This window comes from Providencia sp. PROV236 (genome assembly GCF_033676985.1).
In the GTDB taxonomy this organism is placed as follows: domain Bacteria; phylum Pseudomonadota; class Gammaproteobacteria; order Enterobacterales; family Enterobacteriaceae; genus Providencia; species Providencia manganoxydans.
Window position 1 is genome coordinate 2,704,675 of record NZ_CP096297.1, and the last position, 16,002, is coordinate 2,720,676.

The 16,002-nt window shown below is 40.9% G+C and carries 15 protein-coding genes; 4 read left to right on the forward strand and 11 right to left on the reverse strand.

All coding sequences use genetic code 11. From position 1 onward, the window contains the following. Positions 1-647: 647 nt before the first annotated feature. Entirely contained in the window at positions 648-938 is a 291-nt protein-coding gene (locus tag M1E96_RS12240) for a hypothetical protein (protein ID WP_070925491.1), read from the forward strand. Positions 939-1,042: 104 nt separating this feature from the next. Here M1E96_RS12240 and M1E96_RS12245 read toward each other — a convergent pair whose 3' ends face one another. Together M1E96_RS12245 and M1E96_RS12250 are read right to left on the reverse strand one after the other, a co-directional pair. Then, complete coding sequence (locus M1E96_RS12245; protein ID WP_070925492.1) at positions 1,043-1,942, reverse strand: endonuclease/exonuclease/phosphatase family protein; 900 nt, start codon at positions 1,940-1,942, stop codon at positions 1,043-1,045. Positions 1,943-2,202: 260 nt separating this feature from the next. Further along, complete coding sequence (locus tag M1E96_RS12250; RefSeq protein WP_272579686.1) at positions 2,203-3,237, reverse strand: LacI family DNA-binding transcriptional regulator; 1,035 nt, start codon at positions 3,235-3,237, stop codon at positions 2,203-2,205. 243 nt (positions 3,238-3,480) lie between these two features. On the opposite strand from M1E96_RS12250, the gene M1E96_RS12255 reads away from it, so the two are divergent. From M1E96_RS12255 to M1E96_RS12265, 3 genes are read left to right on the forward strand one after another with little or no spacing between them, the layout of a single operon-like run. Continuing rightward, a complete protein-coding gene (locus tag M1E96_RS12255) occupies positions 3,481-3,924 on the forward strand; it encodes a PTS sugar transporter subunit IIA (RefSeq protein ID WP_070925494.1) in 444 nt (147 codons plus the stop codon). Positions 3,925-3,943: 19 nt separating this feature from the next. Then, positions 3,944-4,231 (forward strand): PTS sugar transporter subunit IIB, encoded by a 288-nt coding sequence (locus M1E96_RS12260; protein WP_272579685.1) that lies wholly within the window; start codon positions 3,944-3,946, stop codon positions 4,229-4,231. Between the two features lie 11 nt (positions 4,232-4,242). Next, entirely contained in the window at positions 4,243-5,499 is a 1,257-nt protein-coding gene (locus M1E96_RS12265) for a PTS ascorbate transporter subunit IIC (RefSeq protein WP_070925496.1), read from the forward strand. A gap of 35 nt (positions 5,500-5,534) precedes the next feature. Here M1E96_RS12265 and M1E96_RS12270 read toward each other — a convergent pair whose 3' ends face one another. The 9 genes from M1E96_RS12270 to M1E96_RS12310 all read right to left on the reverse strand — a co-directional run bounded on the left by M1E96_RS12270 (position 5,535) and on the right by M1E96_RS12310 (position 15,484). Continuing rightward, positions 5,535-6,350 carry a hypothetical protein gene (locus M1E96_RS12270; RefSeq protein WP_272579683.1) on the reverse strand — a complete coding sequence of 272 codons (816 nt, stop codon included), beginning with the start codon at positions 6,348-6,350 and terminating at the stop codon, positions 5,535-5,537. 180 nt (positions 6,351-6,530) lie between these two features. Then, positions 6,531-6,965, reverse strand: a complete 435-nt coding sequence (locus M1E96_RS12275; protein ID WP_337979967.1) for a GNAT family N-acetyltransferase — start codon at positions 6,963-6,965, stop codon at positions 6,531-6,533. Positions 6,966-7,171: 206 nt separating this feature from the next. Beyond that, a complete protein-coding gene (locus M1E96_RS12280; protein WP_272579682.1) occupies positions 7,172-8,335 on the reverse strand; it encodes an iron-containing alcohol dehydrogenase in 1,164 nt (387 codons plus the stop codon). After that, positions 8,332-8,664: a putative quinol monooxygenase gene (locus M1E96_RS12285; protein ID WP_272579681.1), complete on the reverse strand. Its 333-nt coding sequence runs from the start codon at positions 8,662-8,664 to the stop codon at positions 8,332-8,334. Before M1E96_RS12285 ends, M1E96_RS12280 begins: the two co-directional genes overlap by 4 nt. Next, complete coding sequence (locus M1E96_RS12290) at positions 8,661-9,251, reverse strand: glycerol-3-phosphate responsive antiterminator (RefSeq protein ID WP_070925500.1); 591 nt, start codon at positions 9,249-9,251, stop codon at positions 8,661-8,663. Before M1E96_RS12290 ends, M1E96_RS12285 begins: the two co-directional genes overlap by 4 nt. Before the next feature lie 11 nt (positions 9,252-9,262). After that, positions 9,263-10,807, reverse strand: a complete 1,545-nt coding sequence (locus tag M1E96_RS12295; RefSeq protein WP_272579680.1) for an FAD-binding oxidoreductase — start codon at positions 10,805-10,807, stop codon at positions 9,263-9,265. Then, positions 10,804-12,483, reverse strand: a complete 1,680-nt coding sequence (locus M1E96_RS12300) for a glycerol-3-phosphate dehydrogenase/oxidase (protein WP_272579679.1) — start codon at positions 12,481-12,483, stop codon at positions 10,804-10,806. Before M1E96_RS12300 ends, M1E96_RS12295 begins: the two co-directional genes overlap by 4 nt. A 14-nt stretch (positions 12,484-12,497) precedes the next feature. After that, positions 12,498-14,024, reverse strand: coding sequence for an FGGY family carbohydrate kinase (locus M1E96_RS12305; protein ID WP_140186663.1), 1,527 nt, complete (start codon positions 14,022-14,024; stop codon positions 12,498-12,500). Further along, entirely contained in the window at positions 14,021-15,484 is a 1,464-nt protein-coding gene (locus M1E96_RS12310) for an MFS transporter (protein WP_272579677.1), read from the reverse strand. The genes M1E96_RS12305 and M1E96_RS12310 overlap by 4 nt, the downstream gene beginning before the upstream one ends. Positions 15,485-16,002 lie beyond the last annotated feature (518 nt).

Below are 16,002 nucleotides of genomic sequence, written 5' to 3' on the forward strand. Positions count from 1 at the left end.
TCCATGTATAAACATGAATAAGTTATACAAATGGATAATATATATTTCAATATATATAAAATCCCTTTTGTGAGTAAAAAAGCAATAAAAATAATCTAACCATATATTCATTAATCTATTATTCTGAGCAATCAAACTCATAAATTTTGTTTTTGCACATGTTTTATAATTTAACTACTCAGTTGGCAGGAAGCCAACATAGGCGGGCTATTGATATCTCAAGGATATTCTAGCAGCATATTTATACTGTAAATTTGATGTTTCCCTTCAGCTATCTCATACTTGATGTTCACAATGTTCTTAATACAATAGACTACAATTAGATATAATCATTCGAACGATTATATCTTAAGCTATTCTTATCAATTCATTTATCTTAAAATGGAATCTAACGCAATTTAAGAGTAAAAAAACCCCGTTAAAAACAAAATAGATAAATAAAGTTAATTTATCCACTATAAAAAATAATTAAACAATCACATCACCAATACGTATTTTATCCTATAGCCACCTTATCCCCCGCTCTAAATACAGAATATTCCTATAAATGGGGTTAGAGCCTAAAAACTAAAATTATACGACCAATTTTGACAATGGATTTTATTTTAGTCAGGTAGCATCTACATGTCCCGACGATAAGGTGTATCATGACAAATATTCAGCTACTACTACTTGCAACTAATAACTTCAAAGAAGACATTGCACTTTCACACACGCAAGGATCATATATTTATCAGTTTTATTATGCGCAAATCGCTCTTCAACATTTAAGCATTGATTCTTTTTTAAGCAACTATAAAGTGCAAATCGACCCGATATTGAAAAATAACCATGAGTTGTACGCTCAACGCGAGCAAATTTATCAATTAATCAAAAGTTATTTAGAACAAGCAGAAACACGCTTTATTGAAAGAAAAAAAATTCTCAACCAAGACTAATAAATGATTAAGCCCCTTATCTAGATGGTTAAGGGGCTTACATTATCAATGACTTGGAATAGAAACATCATTTTTCCATCCCAAGTTATTTTATATTTATCGGGTTATTGTTCCTGCAACTCTAATTCCGCAATAATAGGCAGATGGTCGCTAGCTTGTGACCATTGAAACTCTTTGCTGTCTTTCGGGATCACCATATCTTTCACATCCCAAACTTGACCTTTAAAGGTGAAAATATGGTCAATATCAATCGCAGGATTTACCGCGGGCCAGCTTCGATAGTTCACGCCTGATTTTTCTACTGGCACCCAAAAATAGCGAAGCTCTTTAATCGGCTGCTCTTCTGCTGTAGAGTTAAAATCTCCCGCCAATATTTTGATTGACGCTGCAATATTATCGAATCCCGTATCAGTATCGCCAATAGCCGCATCAAGTATATGTCTCACTTGGCCAATACGAATTGTGGGATCCTTTTGCCAATCTAAATGAGTTCCCATAATAATAATCGGTGAATCAAAACCCGGTTTACTGATTTGTGATAATAAAACAACTCGCTGTTCGGCATCTCCCGACGGTAGTGGAATAACTTTCGATTTTTCAATTGGATACTTTGATAAGATCCCAACTCCATACTCTCCACCATCGAAGTCTAAAGCTTTACCAAATGCATGATACATTTTATTCGCTTTCGCCAACGTTTCGAGTTGATCAACTTTTTTACTGCGTGCCGTTTTATTATCAACTTCAGTCACCACAATGACATCCGCATCGATTTTAGCAATCGCCTGATTAAGCTGATTAAAATCAGCAACATTCTCGGATAATTCGTTTTTACCTATATTATAAGTCGCGACTTTAATCGTAGGTTTATTTGTTTGGTACACTTTATCAGGTGTCCCGCCGTTTTGTACCGCGAGTATTTCAGAGCCTGTTGTGCTTGCTGCCACTGAGCATGACGCGAGTAGCGCAGCAGATAACGCTATTTTTAGTTGTGTTGTGTTCATAAATTCCCCTGTAATTTATCTACAAATCATGCCTTGTGAGACAACATATTGACTTTGCAAAATAAAAAATAATTAACTGCTTAATCAAATTACCACAATCAATTAATGATTCCGTGACATCATCGACAATCTTATTTCGAGGGTTAAAATAACTATCTAATCGATAATTAAACAGTGACCGCTAACACATTTTTGAATGTGTTAGCGTATAAATAAGGGATTAAAAAGGCAGAAAATATGCCCTTCTCGGCATTTGCATTTCATGCACTTTGCCTGGCTTCGAATTTGTAGGGGAAAATAATTTCTTCTTGCTGGTTTGAAAAATCGCTATCGGGATCAGAAAGCCATTTTTGTAATTTCTTGGCTGCTTCCTTTGCCATTTTACTGTAATCGATCCTAACGGATGTGAGCGATGGATGGATATAATCGCAATTTGATGACCCTTCAACACAGGCTACAGCTAACATTGATGGAACTTTAATCAACCGCCTTTGGCATTCAAAAAGTACCCCTAATGCAATCATTTCATGACTGCATATCACTGCATCGAGTTCTGGTTGACGAGTTAACATTTCGCTAATGGCTTGCCGTCCAAAATCCATAGTGGCCACATAAGGGGTGGTTATGCTTTGTTCTGCACTGTGATTATGGCTTAACATTGCCTTTGTCCAGCCACTTAGCTGTTGACTTTGTACCTTACTATCCATTTGTGCGCCAATATAACCAATTTTTCGATAACCTTTTTGTAGCATATGATTAGTTAGAAAATATACGGCCTCACCAATATTGCTTCGGATGTTAAGCGAAAGTGAGTGTGTTGCTTCCCCTGCAACACTAATAACGGGAATATCAATATTTTTAAGATAGCTAAGCACGCTTTCAGAATTAATCGCGCCAAAAATAACCATCGCTGCTGGACTACTTTGCAATAAAGTAAAGAAAACTTCAGATTCTTTTTTCTGTTGATAATCATGGCTGCCAATAACAACTTGATAGCTGTTTTTGTTAAGTACATCCTGTAGTGATTGCAAAAATGCCGAACTCGCATAGTCTCGTAATGATGGCACAAGTACTGCGATCGTTCGGCTTTGACCGGAGGCGAGTATACCCGCCGCAGAGTTTGGTATATACCCAAGCTCTGCGACTGCTTCATTGATTTTTTCTCGCAGTTTATCTGATACTAAGTCTGGAGTGCGCAGCGCCCTTGAGACAGTCATTGAACCAACGCCTGCATATTTAGCAACATCTTGTAGCGTCACTCGCCCAGTATTCTTTCTTTTGCGTGTTTTTTCCATAAAAGATGCTTTTTTACTCTATTACCCAATTTGTCACGCTATAACTTACCACAGGTTAGATTTGTTAATGAGCGGTCTTTAATGTTGTTTGCAATATATTCACTTTATTTATATGAAATGATAGCGCTATCACGAAAATGAACAATTCAGCTAGATAGCGCTACCATAGATCACTACTATGCTCTTAGTTTGATAGTTAGAAAAAAAGCTAAAAATAGTTTTACATTACCAGGAGCAAATTCAATGCTAACGACATTATTGACCCCTAACGTCATTCAGGTCGTCGATAGCGCCACTGACTGGCGTGATGCGATACATATCGCCTGTGAACCACTCATCAAAAATAACGCGATTGAGCCGTCTTATGTCGATGCCATCATTCGCTCTCATGAAAAAATTGGCCCGTATTATGTATTAGGCCCAGGTATTGCAATGCCCCATGCTCGCCCCGAAGATGGTGTAAACCAATTATCATTAGGTCTAACGGTGATTAAACAGGGCGTTGAGTTTGGCTCGGAAGGCAACGATCCAATTAAGTTGTTAATCGTACTCGCTGCGACAGACAGTAATAGCCATATTGGCGCTATTGCTAAACTCGCTGAACTATTTGATAACCAAGATCATATTGACCAAATCATCCAATCAGAAAACATTGATGACATCATTAGAATCATCGCTAACTATTAATTTTTAGAAGGAAAAGAATATGAAAATTACCGTCGTATGTGGAAATGGTTTAGGTACTAGTCTGATGATGGAAATGAGTATCAAAACGATTTTAAAAGATTTGCAAGTCAGTGCTGATGTAGATCACGTGGATCTTGGTTCTGCCAAAGGAACTGCTAGTGATATTTTTGTTGGTACAAAAGATATTGCTGAACAATTAGTTGCACAGCAAGTCGATGGTGAAATCGTTGCTCTAGAAAATATGATCGACAAAGTCGCTATGAAAGAACATTTGAGTGTTGCACTGCGTAAGTTAGGCGCACTGTAAGCGGAGGCTATATGTCATTTTTTCGTTTTCTGATGCAGGATGTCCTTTCTGAACCGGCGATCCTAGTCGGTCTGATTGCTTTAATTGGCTTAATTGCTCAAAAGAAACCCGTTACTGAATGTATTAAAGGCACCATCAAAACCATTATGGGTTTTGTCATTTTAGGTGCAGGTGCAGGCCTCGTTGTCAGCTCATTAGGTGATTTCTCAGCAATTTTCCAACATGCTTTCGGTATTAATGGTGTTGTACCAAACAATGAAGCCATTGTTTCTATTGCACAAAAAAGCTTTGGCCGAGAAATGGCAATGATCATGTTCTTCGCCATGCTTATTAATATCTTGATTGCCCGCTTAACCCCATGGAAATTCATTTTCCTAACGGGTCACCACACTTTATTCATGTCAATGATGGTGGCAGTGATCCTTGCAACAGCAGGTATGGAAGGTACGCTACTGGTGGTTGTTGGCTCACTCATTGTTGGTTTTTGTATGGTGTTCTTCCCTGCCATCGCCCACCCATACATGAAGAAAGTGACGGGTTCAGATGACGTCGCTATCGGACACTTTTCAACGATCTCTTATGTGCTTGCTGGTTTTATCGGGAGCAAATTTGGTAATAAAGCACATTCAACTGAAGACATGAACGTACCGAAAAGTTTACTTTTCCTACGTGATACCCCAGTTGCTATTTCATTCACTATGTTCATTATTTTTATCATCACTTGTTTATTTGCTGGCAGTGATTACGTTCGTGAAGTGAGTGGTGGTAAAAACTGGTTTATGTTCTCATTGATGCAATCTATCACTTTCGCTGCGGGTGTTTATATCATTCTGCAAGGTGTTCGTATGGTCATTGCAGAAATTGTTCCCGCTTTCAAAGGGATCTCCGATAAATTAGTTCCTAATGCCAAACCTGCGCTAGATTGCCCAGTTGTGTTCCCTTATGCGCCTAATGCTGTATTAGTTGGTTTCTTAAGTAGCTTTGCCGCTGGTGTGATCGGTATGTTTATCCTGTATGCGTTAAATATGACTGTGATTATACCGGGTGTTGTACCTCACTTTTTCGTGGGGGCTGCTGCTGGGGTGTTTGGTAATGCTACGGGCGGTCGTCGTGGAGCAATTTTAGGTGCGTTCGCGCAAGGCCTATTAATTACCTTCTTGCCTGTGTTCCTACTCCCTGTTCTTGGTGATATTGGTATCGCTAATACAACATTCAGCGATGCAGACTTCGGTGTTATTGGTATTTTACTTGGCATTATCGTTCGATAAAAATATCCCCGCAGGCATGCACCTGCGGGGGTCATTTAATTGCCTAATTGTCCAACCAATGTACCCTCTTTAAATAAGAATTCTTGCAATGAAATCAAATCGTCCGGTGTGACATGAATGACCCCTTCACCAGGAATATCAATTTCTGCAATCATAAATAAAGCCAAAGTAGTTAGTGAAGGTAAGATCAAGATCAACCAGTTCTTCCCTTTAGTGCCACGAATGTTGTAACCAATTAAAATATTCGAGCAAACCGCAAAGAAAATTAATAAAAACCATGCCGCATTAGGTATTTGATGTCGCCAGCTTGCCATCGTTTTCTGCTGCGAAAGATAAAGATCACTAATTGCCGTCAGTACTGATGCAATCACAGGGTTCGGTGTTTTAGTCGCTTCTTTAACTGCGAGCTCCCATAATGCGGCTTGTTTTTCTAAAGAAAGGCGTCGCCACTGGTTATTTTCATCACTCACTCCCGATTTGAAAAATTCAATACGTGCCTCTAGGTACTGTTCCAATAAATTCATCGCATCAGCCCTATCACTGCTGTTCAATATTTGCACGCGTTGATAAGCATTGCCAATCGCAATCGCTTCATTTTCCTCGGTTTGCTGCCGATTATTGTAGCCATTAATTGAGATGGAGAGTACAAAACCAATTAATAAGCCCAATAATGATAAAATGGCACCTAGTATAATTTTAGCTTCATCGTCAGCAATTTCTTCGTGCGCATTTCGGCGCTTAAATATAAATTTACCGATATACGCAGAAATAACTAATAACACAAATGTGATTACAAATAATAAAATAGAGTCAATCGGCGTATCATTAATTAATTCAGAAAGACTAAACATAGACTCTGTCCAGATAGATAATTTTCCGATGATATACCATATCCAGAATCAGGCTTTCTAGCTTTTTATTGACTGAGAATAACTTCAGACTTTAACGCTAAAATCTTATCCATAAATGATAAGATTTATATATTAGCCATTCTTTTATCTCAAAAAAAAGAGTCATCTAACCACCTGTTTTTAAATCAATTTTAGACTATAAATATATTCCCCATCGACAATTTCACCTGTATAAGTAAAACCATGTGATATATAGAGGTTTTTAGCAATATTGTTCTCATTATCAACTCCTAATGTGACACGATGGAGTCCTTTGGCTTTAAAGTAATCAATTATTGCTGAAAATGTTTTTTTTCCGAGACCTTGCCCAATAAACTTGTGATCTAACATATAACGACAAATTTGGGCTTCATTCGGCAGCAAATCTCGCTCTCGGTACATAAAGAAACCAATCAACGCTTGCTCACAATATAATGCTTTAGGCTTGAACTCAGGATAATAATGGGATTCTGCAATTGATATAGCATTACAGCAGATATAATCTTCAAGTACGGTCGCTATGCCATTAGCGTTTGATGTTAATTCACAGACATCAAACAGGTTATCTTTATCTATACTCTAAATAATTCGGGATGCAGGTAGGCGACAAGTGAAGATAGACGGGGAGCATAGATAAACTATGTGACTCGGCGAGCGTAGCGCAGTCAACAATCCTGCATCTTGAAGTATGACGGGTATACATCATTTAAGTCACAATTAACGATGCACTCTCCAATCCCGAGGAGCAGAGAAAACACGCTGCCGACTATCAATGAACCTAGTCACCATGCCTGTTGGTATAATTCCAATGCATTTTGCTCTGTCAACTCCCGAGGATTATTCACTAATAAGCGAGTTTGAGCCATTGCCGCCTGAGCCAATGATGATAAATCGCTGTGTAAGATCCCGACTTCACGTAAGCGTTGAGGCACTTGGCATTCAGCAATAATTTGCGCCATTTTGTTGATAAAGGCGTCACTATCTTGCTGCACATTGTGTTTTACTGAAGCACCCACATACGTCGCCAATTCCGCATATAACATCTGCGCACTAGGTAAATTAAAATGAAGCACTGGCAGCAACATTAATGCATTTGATAATCCATGAGAAATATGATGCTGCGCGCCGAGTGGATAGGCTAACGCATGAACCGCCGCAACAGGTGAATTAGCAAAAGCGATACCGGCAAGTGTCGCACCTAATAAGTTCGCTTCTCTGGCCGCTCGGTTATTACCATCATTACAAGCAGCCACTAAATTTTGGCTAAGTAACACCAGCGCTTCTTTGGCAAGTAAATCAGAAAATAGGTTTTTCTTATGTTTACTGGTATAAGCTTCAATTGCATGCACCATAGCATCAATCCCTGATGCAGCCGTATGTATTGCGGGTAACTTAAGGGTTAATTGCGCATCCAACACCACCACATCACAGAATAATTTTGCATCGACTATGCCCATTTTATTATCATCAGAGGTAGTGAGGATTGCTATATTAGTGACTTCTGATCCTGTCCCCGCAGTCGTGGGGATTTGGATCAATGGTAATCGTTGTCCCTTAACCTTATTGATGCCATACATTTGTGAAAGCGGTTGTTGTGATTGCGCCATAATTGCTACCAGCTTTGCAACATCAAGACTTGATCCCCCGCCTAATCCAATGATTATTTCTGCGCCAACATTCGTGGCCATTTCAGCGGCATCAATCACTTGCTGCTCTAACGGATCAGGCTGAACAGCCGAATATAGCGAAACGCTATATCCCGCACGCTCTAAATTAAGCATGACATCAGAGACAATACCCGCTTGCACAAGCCCCTGATCTGAAATAATCATCACTTGTCTTGGAGAGCCGAAGGTTTCTATAATTTGCGCTAATCGCTGTGCGGCCCCCCATTCAAAAATAAGCTTTGGTACACAGGCAAATTCAAATTTGTCTAAGTTTATCATTGACGTACTCCTTGATTGAGCGAATTATTTCCTTGTGTCACAAAAATACTTTCCACCTGTTTGCTGTCCAGAAGTGGCGTGATGATGCTCCCCCCAATACGCTGGAAATGTTCCGTTTGACGGTGTGCTTCCAAACCATTCGCCGTTTGATATTGTTCTAGAATAACAAAGTGATCGCTATTTTCTGTGGAACGAAAGAACTGATACGATAAATTATCAGGCTCTGTCCGTGTTGCTGCGGCCAGCTCTATCAAGGCTTGATTAACATGCTCCCCCATTCCTTGTTTGGCATAGTAATAAGCGATAACTTGAAGATAACCATTATTCATTTTATTTTTCCTTCTGGTGATAGGGCCATTCCCCACAGTTGACAATCACTACTTGAAACTGCAATAGCGCCATTGGCTAATGCATATGTGACATCATTTGCATGGCTCACAAATCCAGAAGCCACAATAGGAGGTAATTTCATTTTATCGGCTTGAGATAATAGAGGCAGCATAGGGGCTGGCATCAGTTGGACATAGTCAGGAGCACTTTGTTCGATCGCATTTAAACTACGTAACCACGTGGAGCGGTCAGTCACAAAGATTTTTTGCATCGTCAGTAACTCAAGACGATTCGCGCGTTGGATCGTTTGTAAGCGAGTTGACAATATGCCAGTAGCGCCGCTTTCAGCAATATATTCGATACCACTTTTATCTTGCTGAATGCCATTACAACTATCAATATTCACAATGACAAATTTATCTGCTTGCGTGAGTAAATTAATCACAGGTTGAATTTTTAACAGATCGATATTGGCGATAATGCACACTTTTGCTTCGCTTTCGATGGCGACTTTTAATTGCTCCACACCATAGATAGCCATAATGACAGGATGGCGCGCTAACAGCGCGCCAAAGTTATGAACCATAATTCACCTACCTAATCATTAGGAAGCTCAGTACTAAATCCGAGCTTACCTGGGTTGAGTATTTGTTTAGGGTCAAGCGCCGCTTTCAAACTTTGCATAATAGGAAAAGCCGATGACAGTGATCTCTCCATATAAGGCGATCTTAGTAGCCCGACCCCATGGTGATGGCTGAGTGTTGCTTTGTGTTTAATGATCACTTGGTTTGCCGCATCCCATGCTGCGCGGTACCATGCAGCTCGTTGTGTTACCTCAACATCGCCGCGCAAAGAGAAATATAAACAAGCGCCATCAACATAAGCATGAGATTGGTGCGCAGAGCCTGCTAGTGTTCCTGGGACTGCATTAATCGCCGCCACAACCTCATCATAAATAGTACTGAGATCACGCCAACAACCAATCATTTCTAGTGTATCAGCAACCAGTCCCGGTGTTCGTTTAAAACCCTCTGCGCTTTTTCCTGTTAAATAACGCGTATCTAACCAACGCTCAAAAATAAATGCATGATCGAGAGGCTGCCCTATTTGCTGGCATACCCGCTCAGCGATGGTCAAAAAGGCATCAACCACTTCTTTTGCACCTTCATCGGCAATTAACAACACGTTGGTATTAGGTAGATCAAATTGCACACCGCTTTCGAGATTATCATAAAGACGCAGAACCGCTGGCGTTGTGCCCTGTTGCATGATTTGTCGACATGCTTCTAGCCCCTCGGCAAAACTGTCAAACCCCCATGCAATCGCACGACCATAATCAGGCAAACGGTGTAGCTTAAAACGAATACGTACAATGATGCCTAATGTTCCTTCTGAACCAATAAATAATTGCTGTAAATCAGGTCCTGTCGCCGCACGCGAATAGCCCCCTACCGTAATTAATTGACCATCAGCGAGCACGATATCCATACCGTAAACCATATCTTCAATTTTGCCGTAACGTGTAGAAAGTTGCCCTGCACCTCGGCATGCCACCCAACCACCTACCGTGCTAATACCAAATGATGAAGGCCAATGCCCCATCGTCATTCCGTATTCTTTTTGAATGATCTCTTCAAAAACATCACCAAACATGCCCGCTTCAACATCAACAATTTGGCTCGTTTTATCAAAACTCACGAGTTTATTCAGTTCACAGACATCTAGCACAATCCCACCACGTAGAGGCAACGCTGCGCCAGTCACATTACTACGCCCAGCGGAAACTGTGACGGGTAAGCTTTTTTCGTGAGCAATACGCATCACCGCTTGAACTTGTTCAACGGTGGAGACACAGACGATCACCGCCATCGGAGTTGCAGGCTGGCCTTCTGTCTCGCTGATCATCGTTCGCGCCCACCAGTCACGAGTGAAATTAATGACGTCTTGCTCTGACGTCATCACTCGATCGGCGATCTGCTTGAGTTGCTTAATGGTTTCTTTATTCACATGCACTGGCGCTGTTTGTAATCCTTGATTACCGTTACTTGAAGACACTGACGTTGCCCAACTTGGTGGCGTGTGAGCGCCAACAACATAGTTACCTCGGTTATAGCCGCGCTTAATCGCATCTTTACTGATCATATTGCTTCTCCTATAAGTATCGATTTTTCACGTTTAATCGCTGCCTGATAGTCGTCTACTTGTGTCTTAATCTCTTCGGCAGTAAAACTCAGTTCTTGTTGAAGTAATTCACCAACTCGTTGAGCTGCTTGCGCAGAGGCATCTCGTGCCATCAAACGTGCACGGATCCGTCTTGCCAAAACATCATCAACCGTACTGGCTAGCTCATGACGAATGGCATAAAGTACCTCTGCCTCGCTATAAGGCAGTCCTTCAACAATGGGTTTTGCAAGTGTTGGATCCTGCTGCAAAATATCACTAACAAAATGTGCTTCGGTGCCATAGCGTTCGCCTAGATGTGCAGCCATTCCACCAGATGCCATCACCGCTTGTGGATCATAACCAGCCGCACCTAGTAGATAAGCGGATTTGGTCGTACAGCGTTTTTTCTTACCCAATAGTTTGCTAGCAGCATCAATGGTTTGTTCTGCCATATGGCGTGAAGTCGTCAACTTGCCACCAACAACGGTAATCAAGCCATCTTCTGCAACTGTAATTTGGTGGTTACGTTTCATCTCAATAGTTTTTCCGCCTTTTCCCCCCACTAACGGGCGGCAACCTGCGATACTGCCAACCACATCATCAACAGTTAAATTGGTTTTCAACGCGGTATTGGCACCTTCAATTAAGAAATCTAATTCCTTACGTGTACAATGCACATCATCTAGATTTCCTTCATAGTCTTCATCTGTCGTGCCTAAGTAAGAAACATTTCCCCAGCGTGTAATCGTTGCACGACGATTGCGCCCCGGAACAGGGATAGTCACAGTACAATCATTGCGTATTTTCAACCATGGGATTGCAATATGAACCCCTTTTGCTGGGCGCACATGCAAAGCACTTTCCGTGCCTTTTTTCTCGCCTTTCCAATCACGCAACCATACACCTGTCGCCATGATCACCACTTTCGCTGAAACATGAATTTCACGGTTATTTACCTGAACTATCGCACCATTAACCTTCCCGTTCGCGTCTCTTAGTATTTGTTGCGCTTTGGTATGATTGATAACAGTGACTCCGTGATGTGCAGCGGTTCTCGCTAATGCAAGTGTCAATCTGGCGTCATCGACACGTGCATCAAAATACATAAATCCACCGGAAAGCTGTTCTTCATTCAGTGTTGGGCAATGTGATAGCACCTCAGCAGGTGTCAATTTTTGATGTAAAATACCTTCACGCCATCCCCCTGCCAGATCGTATGTCCATAATAAGCTTTCGAAGGCTTTGGCTAATCTTTTATCAAATACCCCGTTTTTATCTAAGATTGGGAACATAAACGGTAAACGTTGTACTAGGTGCCTTGCATTACGGCGTAAACGTTGTCGCTCTAGTAAAGAATGAAACACCAGTTTTAAATTCCCTTGTTCGATATAACGCAGCCCTCCATGTACCATTTTGGAGGATTTAGATGATGTCCCCGACGCAAAATCATCTTTTTCGACTAAAGCAACTTTATATCCCCTCAAACTGGCATCTAATGCGGAATAAGCACCAGTCACTCCACCGCCGATAATCAAGATGTCATATTTTTCATGTTGTAACCGATCAAGTTGTTCTTCTCGATTGAGTCTTAATGGCGCTGTTGTAAACAAATCACTGTGTGATTTACTTGGTTTACGAGATGGAAAAAAATTCATGAGTAAATAGACTCCTAACAAGCAATGGCTTTTATTGCGGTATAATCAATTTCAAGTTGAAGGCGTGAATTCCACAATAGAAGACGTTGATTACGCTCGGCTTCGCTTATTGATGGAATAAACCGTTTCGCTACCGTTAATGTTTCACAGGCACTTTCGAGAGAGTCCCAAAGCAATCCATTAGAACCCGCTAAAAATGCGGCTCCTCTTAGACTCGCTCTCGCTGTTTCAGACATGCGTAATACAGGTATACCGCTGATATCTGCCTGAATTTGCAATAAAGCATCACTGTTTGACATCCCACCCCCGACTACCAATTGTTGTGCGGTTAACCCTGTTGCAGATTGATTCGCACGTAAGCAACCTGCGACTGAATTCGCAATGCCTTCTAAAATGGCGTAGGCGATCTGTGGACGTGTAGTTGAAATTGATATGCCGTTTAAAGAGGCACGTGCTTGAGGTTGTAAACTCGGCACTCGTAGCCCAGTTAAAGCAGGTATAAAGCTAACACCACCTGCATCTTGCGCTTGCATTGCCAGTTCACTTATTTGCTCAGGTGAATCAAACCAATGTAATTTCTCACACACCCAATTCAGCGCAGAACCTGTTGTCGGAACAAAGGTTTCTACTGAATAATGAGATTGTGATTGCTGACGACGAGCCACCATCGCAAGCGTGCTTTCCAATTGATGATCGAATGAAGGAACACTCTCACTAACAATTTGGTCGATAAAACTGCCAGTACCATGCATACAAATAGATTGCCCATGTTGAATGCAACCTAATCCAACAGCACCCGCAAATTGATCCCCCATGCAAGCCAAAATCGGTACCGAAATACCAAGTAGGTCTTGCCTTGTGGTTCCTAGATCATCTAAGTCATCTTTAAGTTCAGGCAGTAATGATAGAGGAAATGATAATGCCTCTAACCAAGGAGTGTAGTAACGATGCTCACGTAAGCTATAAGCGCCCGCTGACGTTGCGTTTGTGGGCGTTGTAACACAGTGGCCTTCTTGTGATAAATTCCAAAGCAACCAGCTATCTATGGTGCCAAATTTGAGTCGATTGGCCTTAAAAGCCTCTGCAACGACTGGGGTTTCTTGAATATGTTTTGCAGCCCATAAATAAGGTGAGCGGATCCCTACAGGACGGCCTGTATGTTGTAGTAGGCGGCTGTCCCACTCATCAGCTAGAGTATGTAAAATATCGGCATAGCGTGCATCTTGCCAAACCATAGCGGGGACTAATGATTTGCCTGTTTTACTGTCCCATAGCACTGAGGTCGAACGCTGAGTTGCAATACTTAAGGCAACAATATGCAAATTATCTTGTTGTGCCTGAGCAATTGTTTTACGGCAAACCTCTAATGTTGCCTTTAATATGTCATCTGCATTTTGCTCTGTAACACCATGCTGTAAACTTTCAACACGTAAAGGATGATATTCTAAAAAACGCACTAATCCATCTGCACTGACAACTGCTGAACGAGTACCTGATGTACCTTCATCAATCGCTAGAATGACATTTTGACCGTGTTTCATTCTGTTCTCCTTAACGGATTGTCAATTATCGTTTCTTTTTCAGCTTTAAATTGAGGAGCATTTGGCTCGTTGTCAGGCACGATGTGAGTGCGAGTAGGATCCCATTTAATTAGGAAGCAAATGATACTGGCGACCAACGGTACCACTGACATAATCAGAAAGGTGGTTTGTAAACCATAAGACTCACGAAAAACAGGGAAGATGAATAAACCAAGCGCAGCCCCCATCGCACCAAGAGCACCAATGATGCCGTTTGCACCAGCGCGCAATTCACTTCTGAATGAAAGTGATGATAGGCTTTTACCATTCGCACCGGGTCCACCTGAATGACAAAGAATGAACAAGGCAGGAACCGTCAATGACAACCAAATTGGCATCACATCACTGTATAGCCCTAAAGAAAGTAATACTAAAAATGCAACTGCAAAACCGGTTGCTGATGCCATTCTCAAGCCAAGCCAACGGCCAATCAGCGGGGACATAAACCCACCAAGGATCCCAAACAGATTGAAAAATAGTGAACCTAAGGTTGCATAAACAAAATTCTTACCAAACATCGCTGCACTGATCACTGGCAAATACCAACCAATCCCAAAATATTGTATAGATTGACAAATTTGCACCGTTGCAGCCAAAATCGTTCTTGGTAAATAAACGCCTTTAAAAATAAGTAATAGATTCCGTACTCCCCCTTTTGCTTGACCAACAATGGGTTTCAATTCTTCTTTAGGGGCTAATGTAAAATAATCGCCATAGACTTTTGACATCGCCTTTGTTGCTTCAGCAAAGCGCGATTTTCTCGCCAGCCAAATGGGACTTTCAACGAGGTAAACAAATTGCAGAATAAAAATTGTAATACCACAAACCGCAGTCACCCCAATAGAATAACGCCAGATTGCATCACCCACATCCATTGAGAAGAATAACAAGGCAAATATCAAATTCAGGCACACAGCAACATACCAAACCCCTTGCCATGTATTAAGGCGACTTTTTAGTTTCGCAGGCGTAAACTCCGCTAACATTGCCATTGCAACAGCAAAGTCCATTCCATAAGACACCCCAACAAAGAAGCGCCCTGCAATAATGGTGTGAAAATCAGTTGAGAACATCACTAATAATGCGCCGATAATAGCGACAATCTTAGCAATGATTAATGGTTTTACTCTTCCCCATCGGTCAGCAATCCAACCACCTACAGGGTTAAAAATAATAGCGACCCATGACGAAAAAGACGTCAATAACGCAATCTGCGTTGCCGATAAATTTAAATCACGAGTCATTGGATTAAGCCCTGCGCTTAACGCTGAGTTAGAAAATGCATCAAGGAATAATCCTCCGAGCATTAACCACCAAATCAGCCCAGCACGGCCAGTAAGACGAGCCTGAGAATCGATGAACTGAATAATGTCATCGATACCTCTAATAGTTACGGATTTTGATAGATTGCGAACAGTCATAGCAGCCCCCTTCGTAATATTGGTAAGATGGCCGCTATCTGCTGAAAAAAGACAATAAGAGACCATCTTCATATCACAGATAGTCTCTTATCTAAAATCTGCTGCCTTCAATCTACTTGCATATAACAATAAATGTCAAAACATTGTTAACACAATTGATTGTAATTGTGACATGTAACGCAGTTGTTAACACAAGACAAATAAGATGATCCTTCTGCCTAAAATTAAATAATGTTGCAATATTCACTACGTTATTTTGAGCATTGTTACATTCTGTTAATCCATAAGTAATAACTTATAATCAATTCAAGATAAGTCATAGAAGTCAAAATAAAATATATGATAATATATTCAATTAAATTAATCATAAACGTAAGACCTCAAATTATTAGTTATCGCTAACTTAATAGGTAACAGACTAAATCATCATCAAATTTAAAGTTTACATTGAGAGGAGGAAAATAAATTACAATCTTAACATTAATATTAATGCCAGTCGTCATCATTATATCCGATAA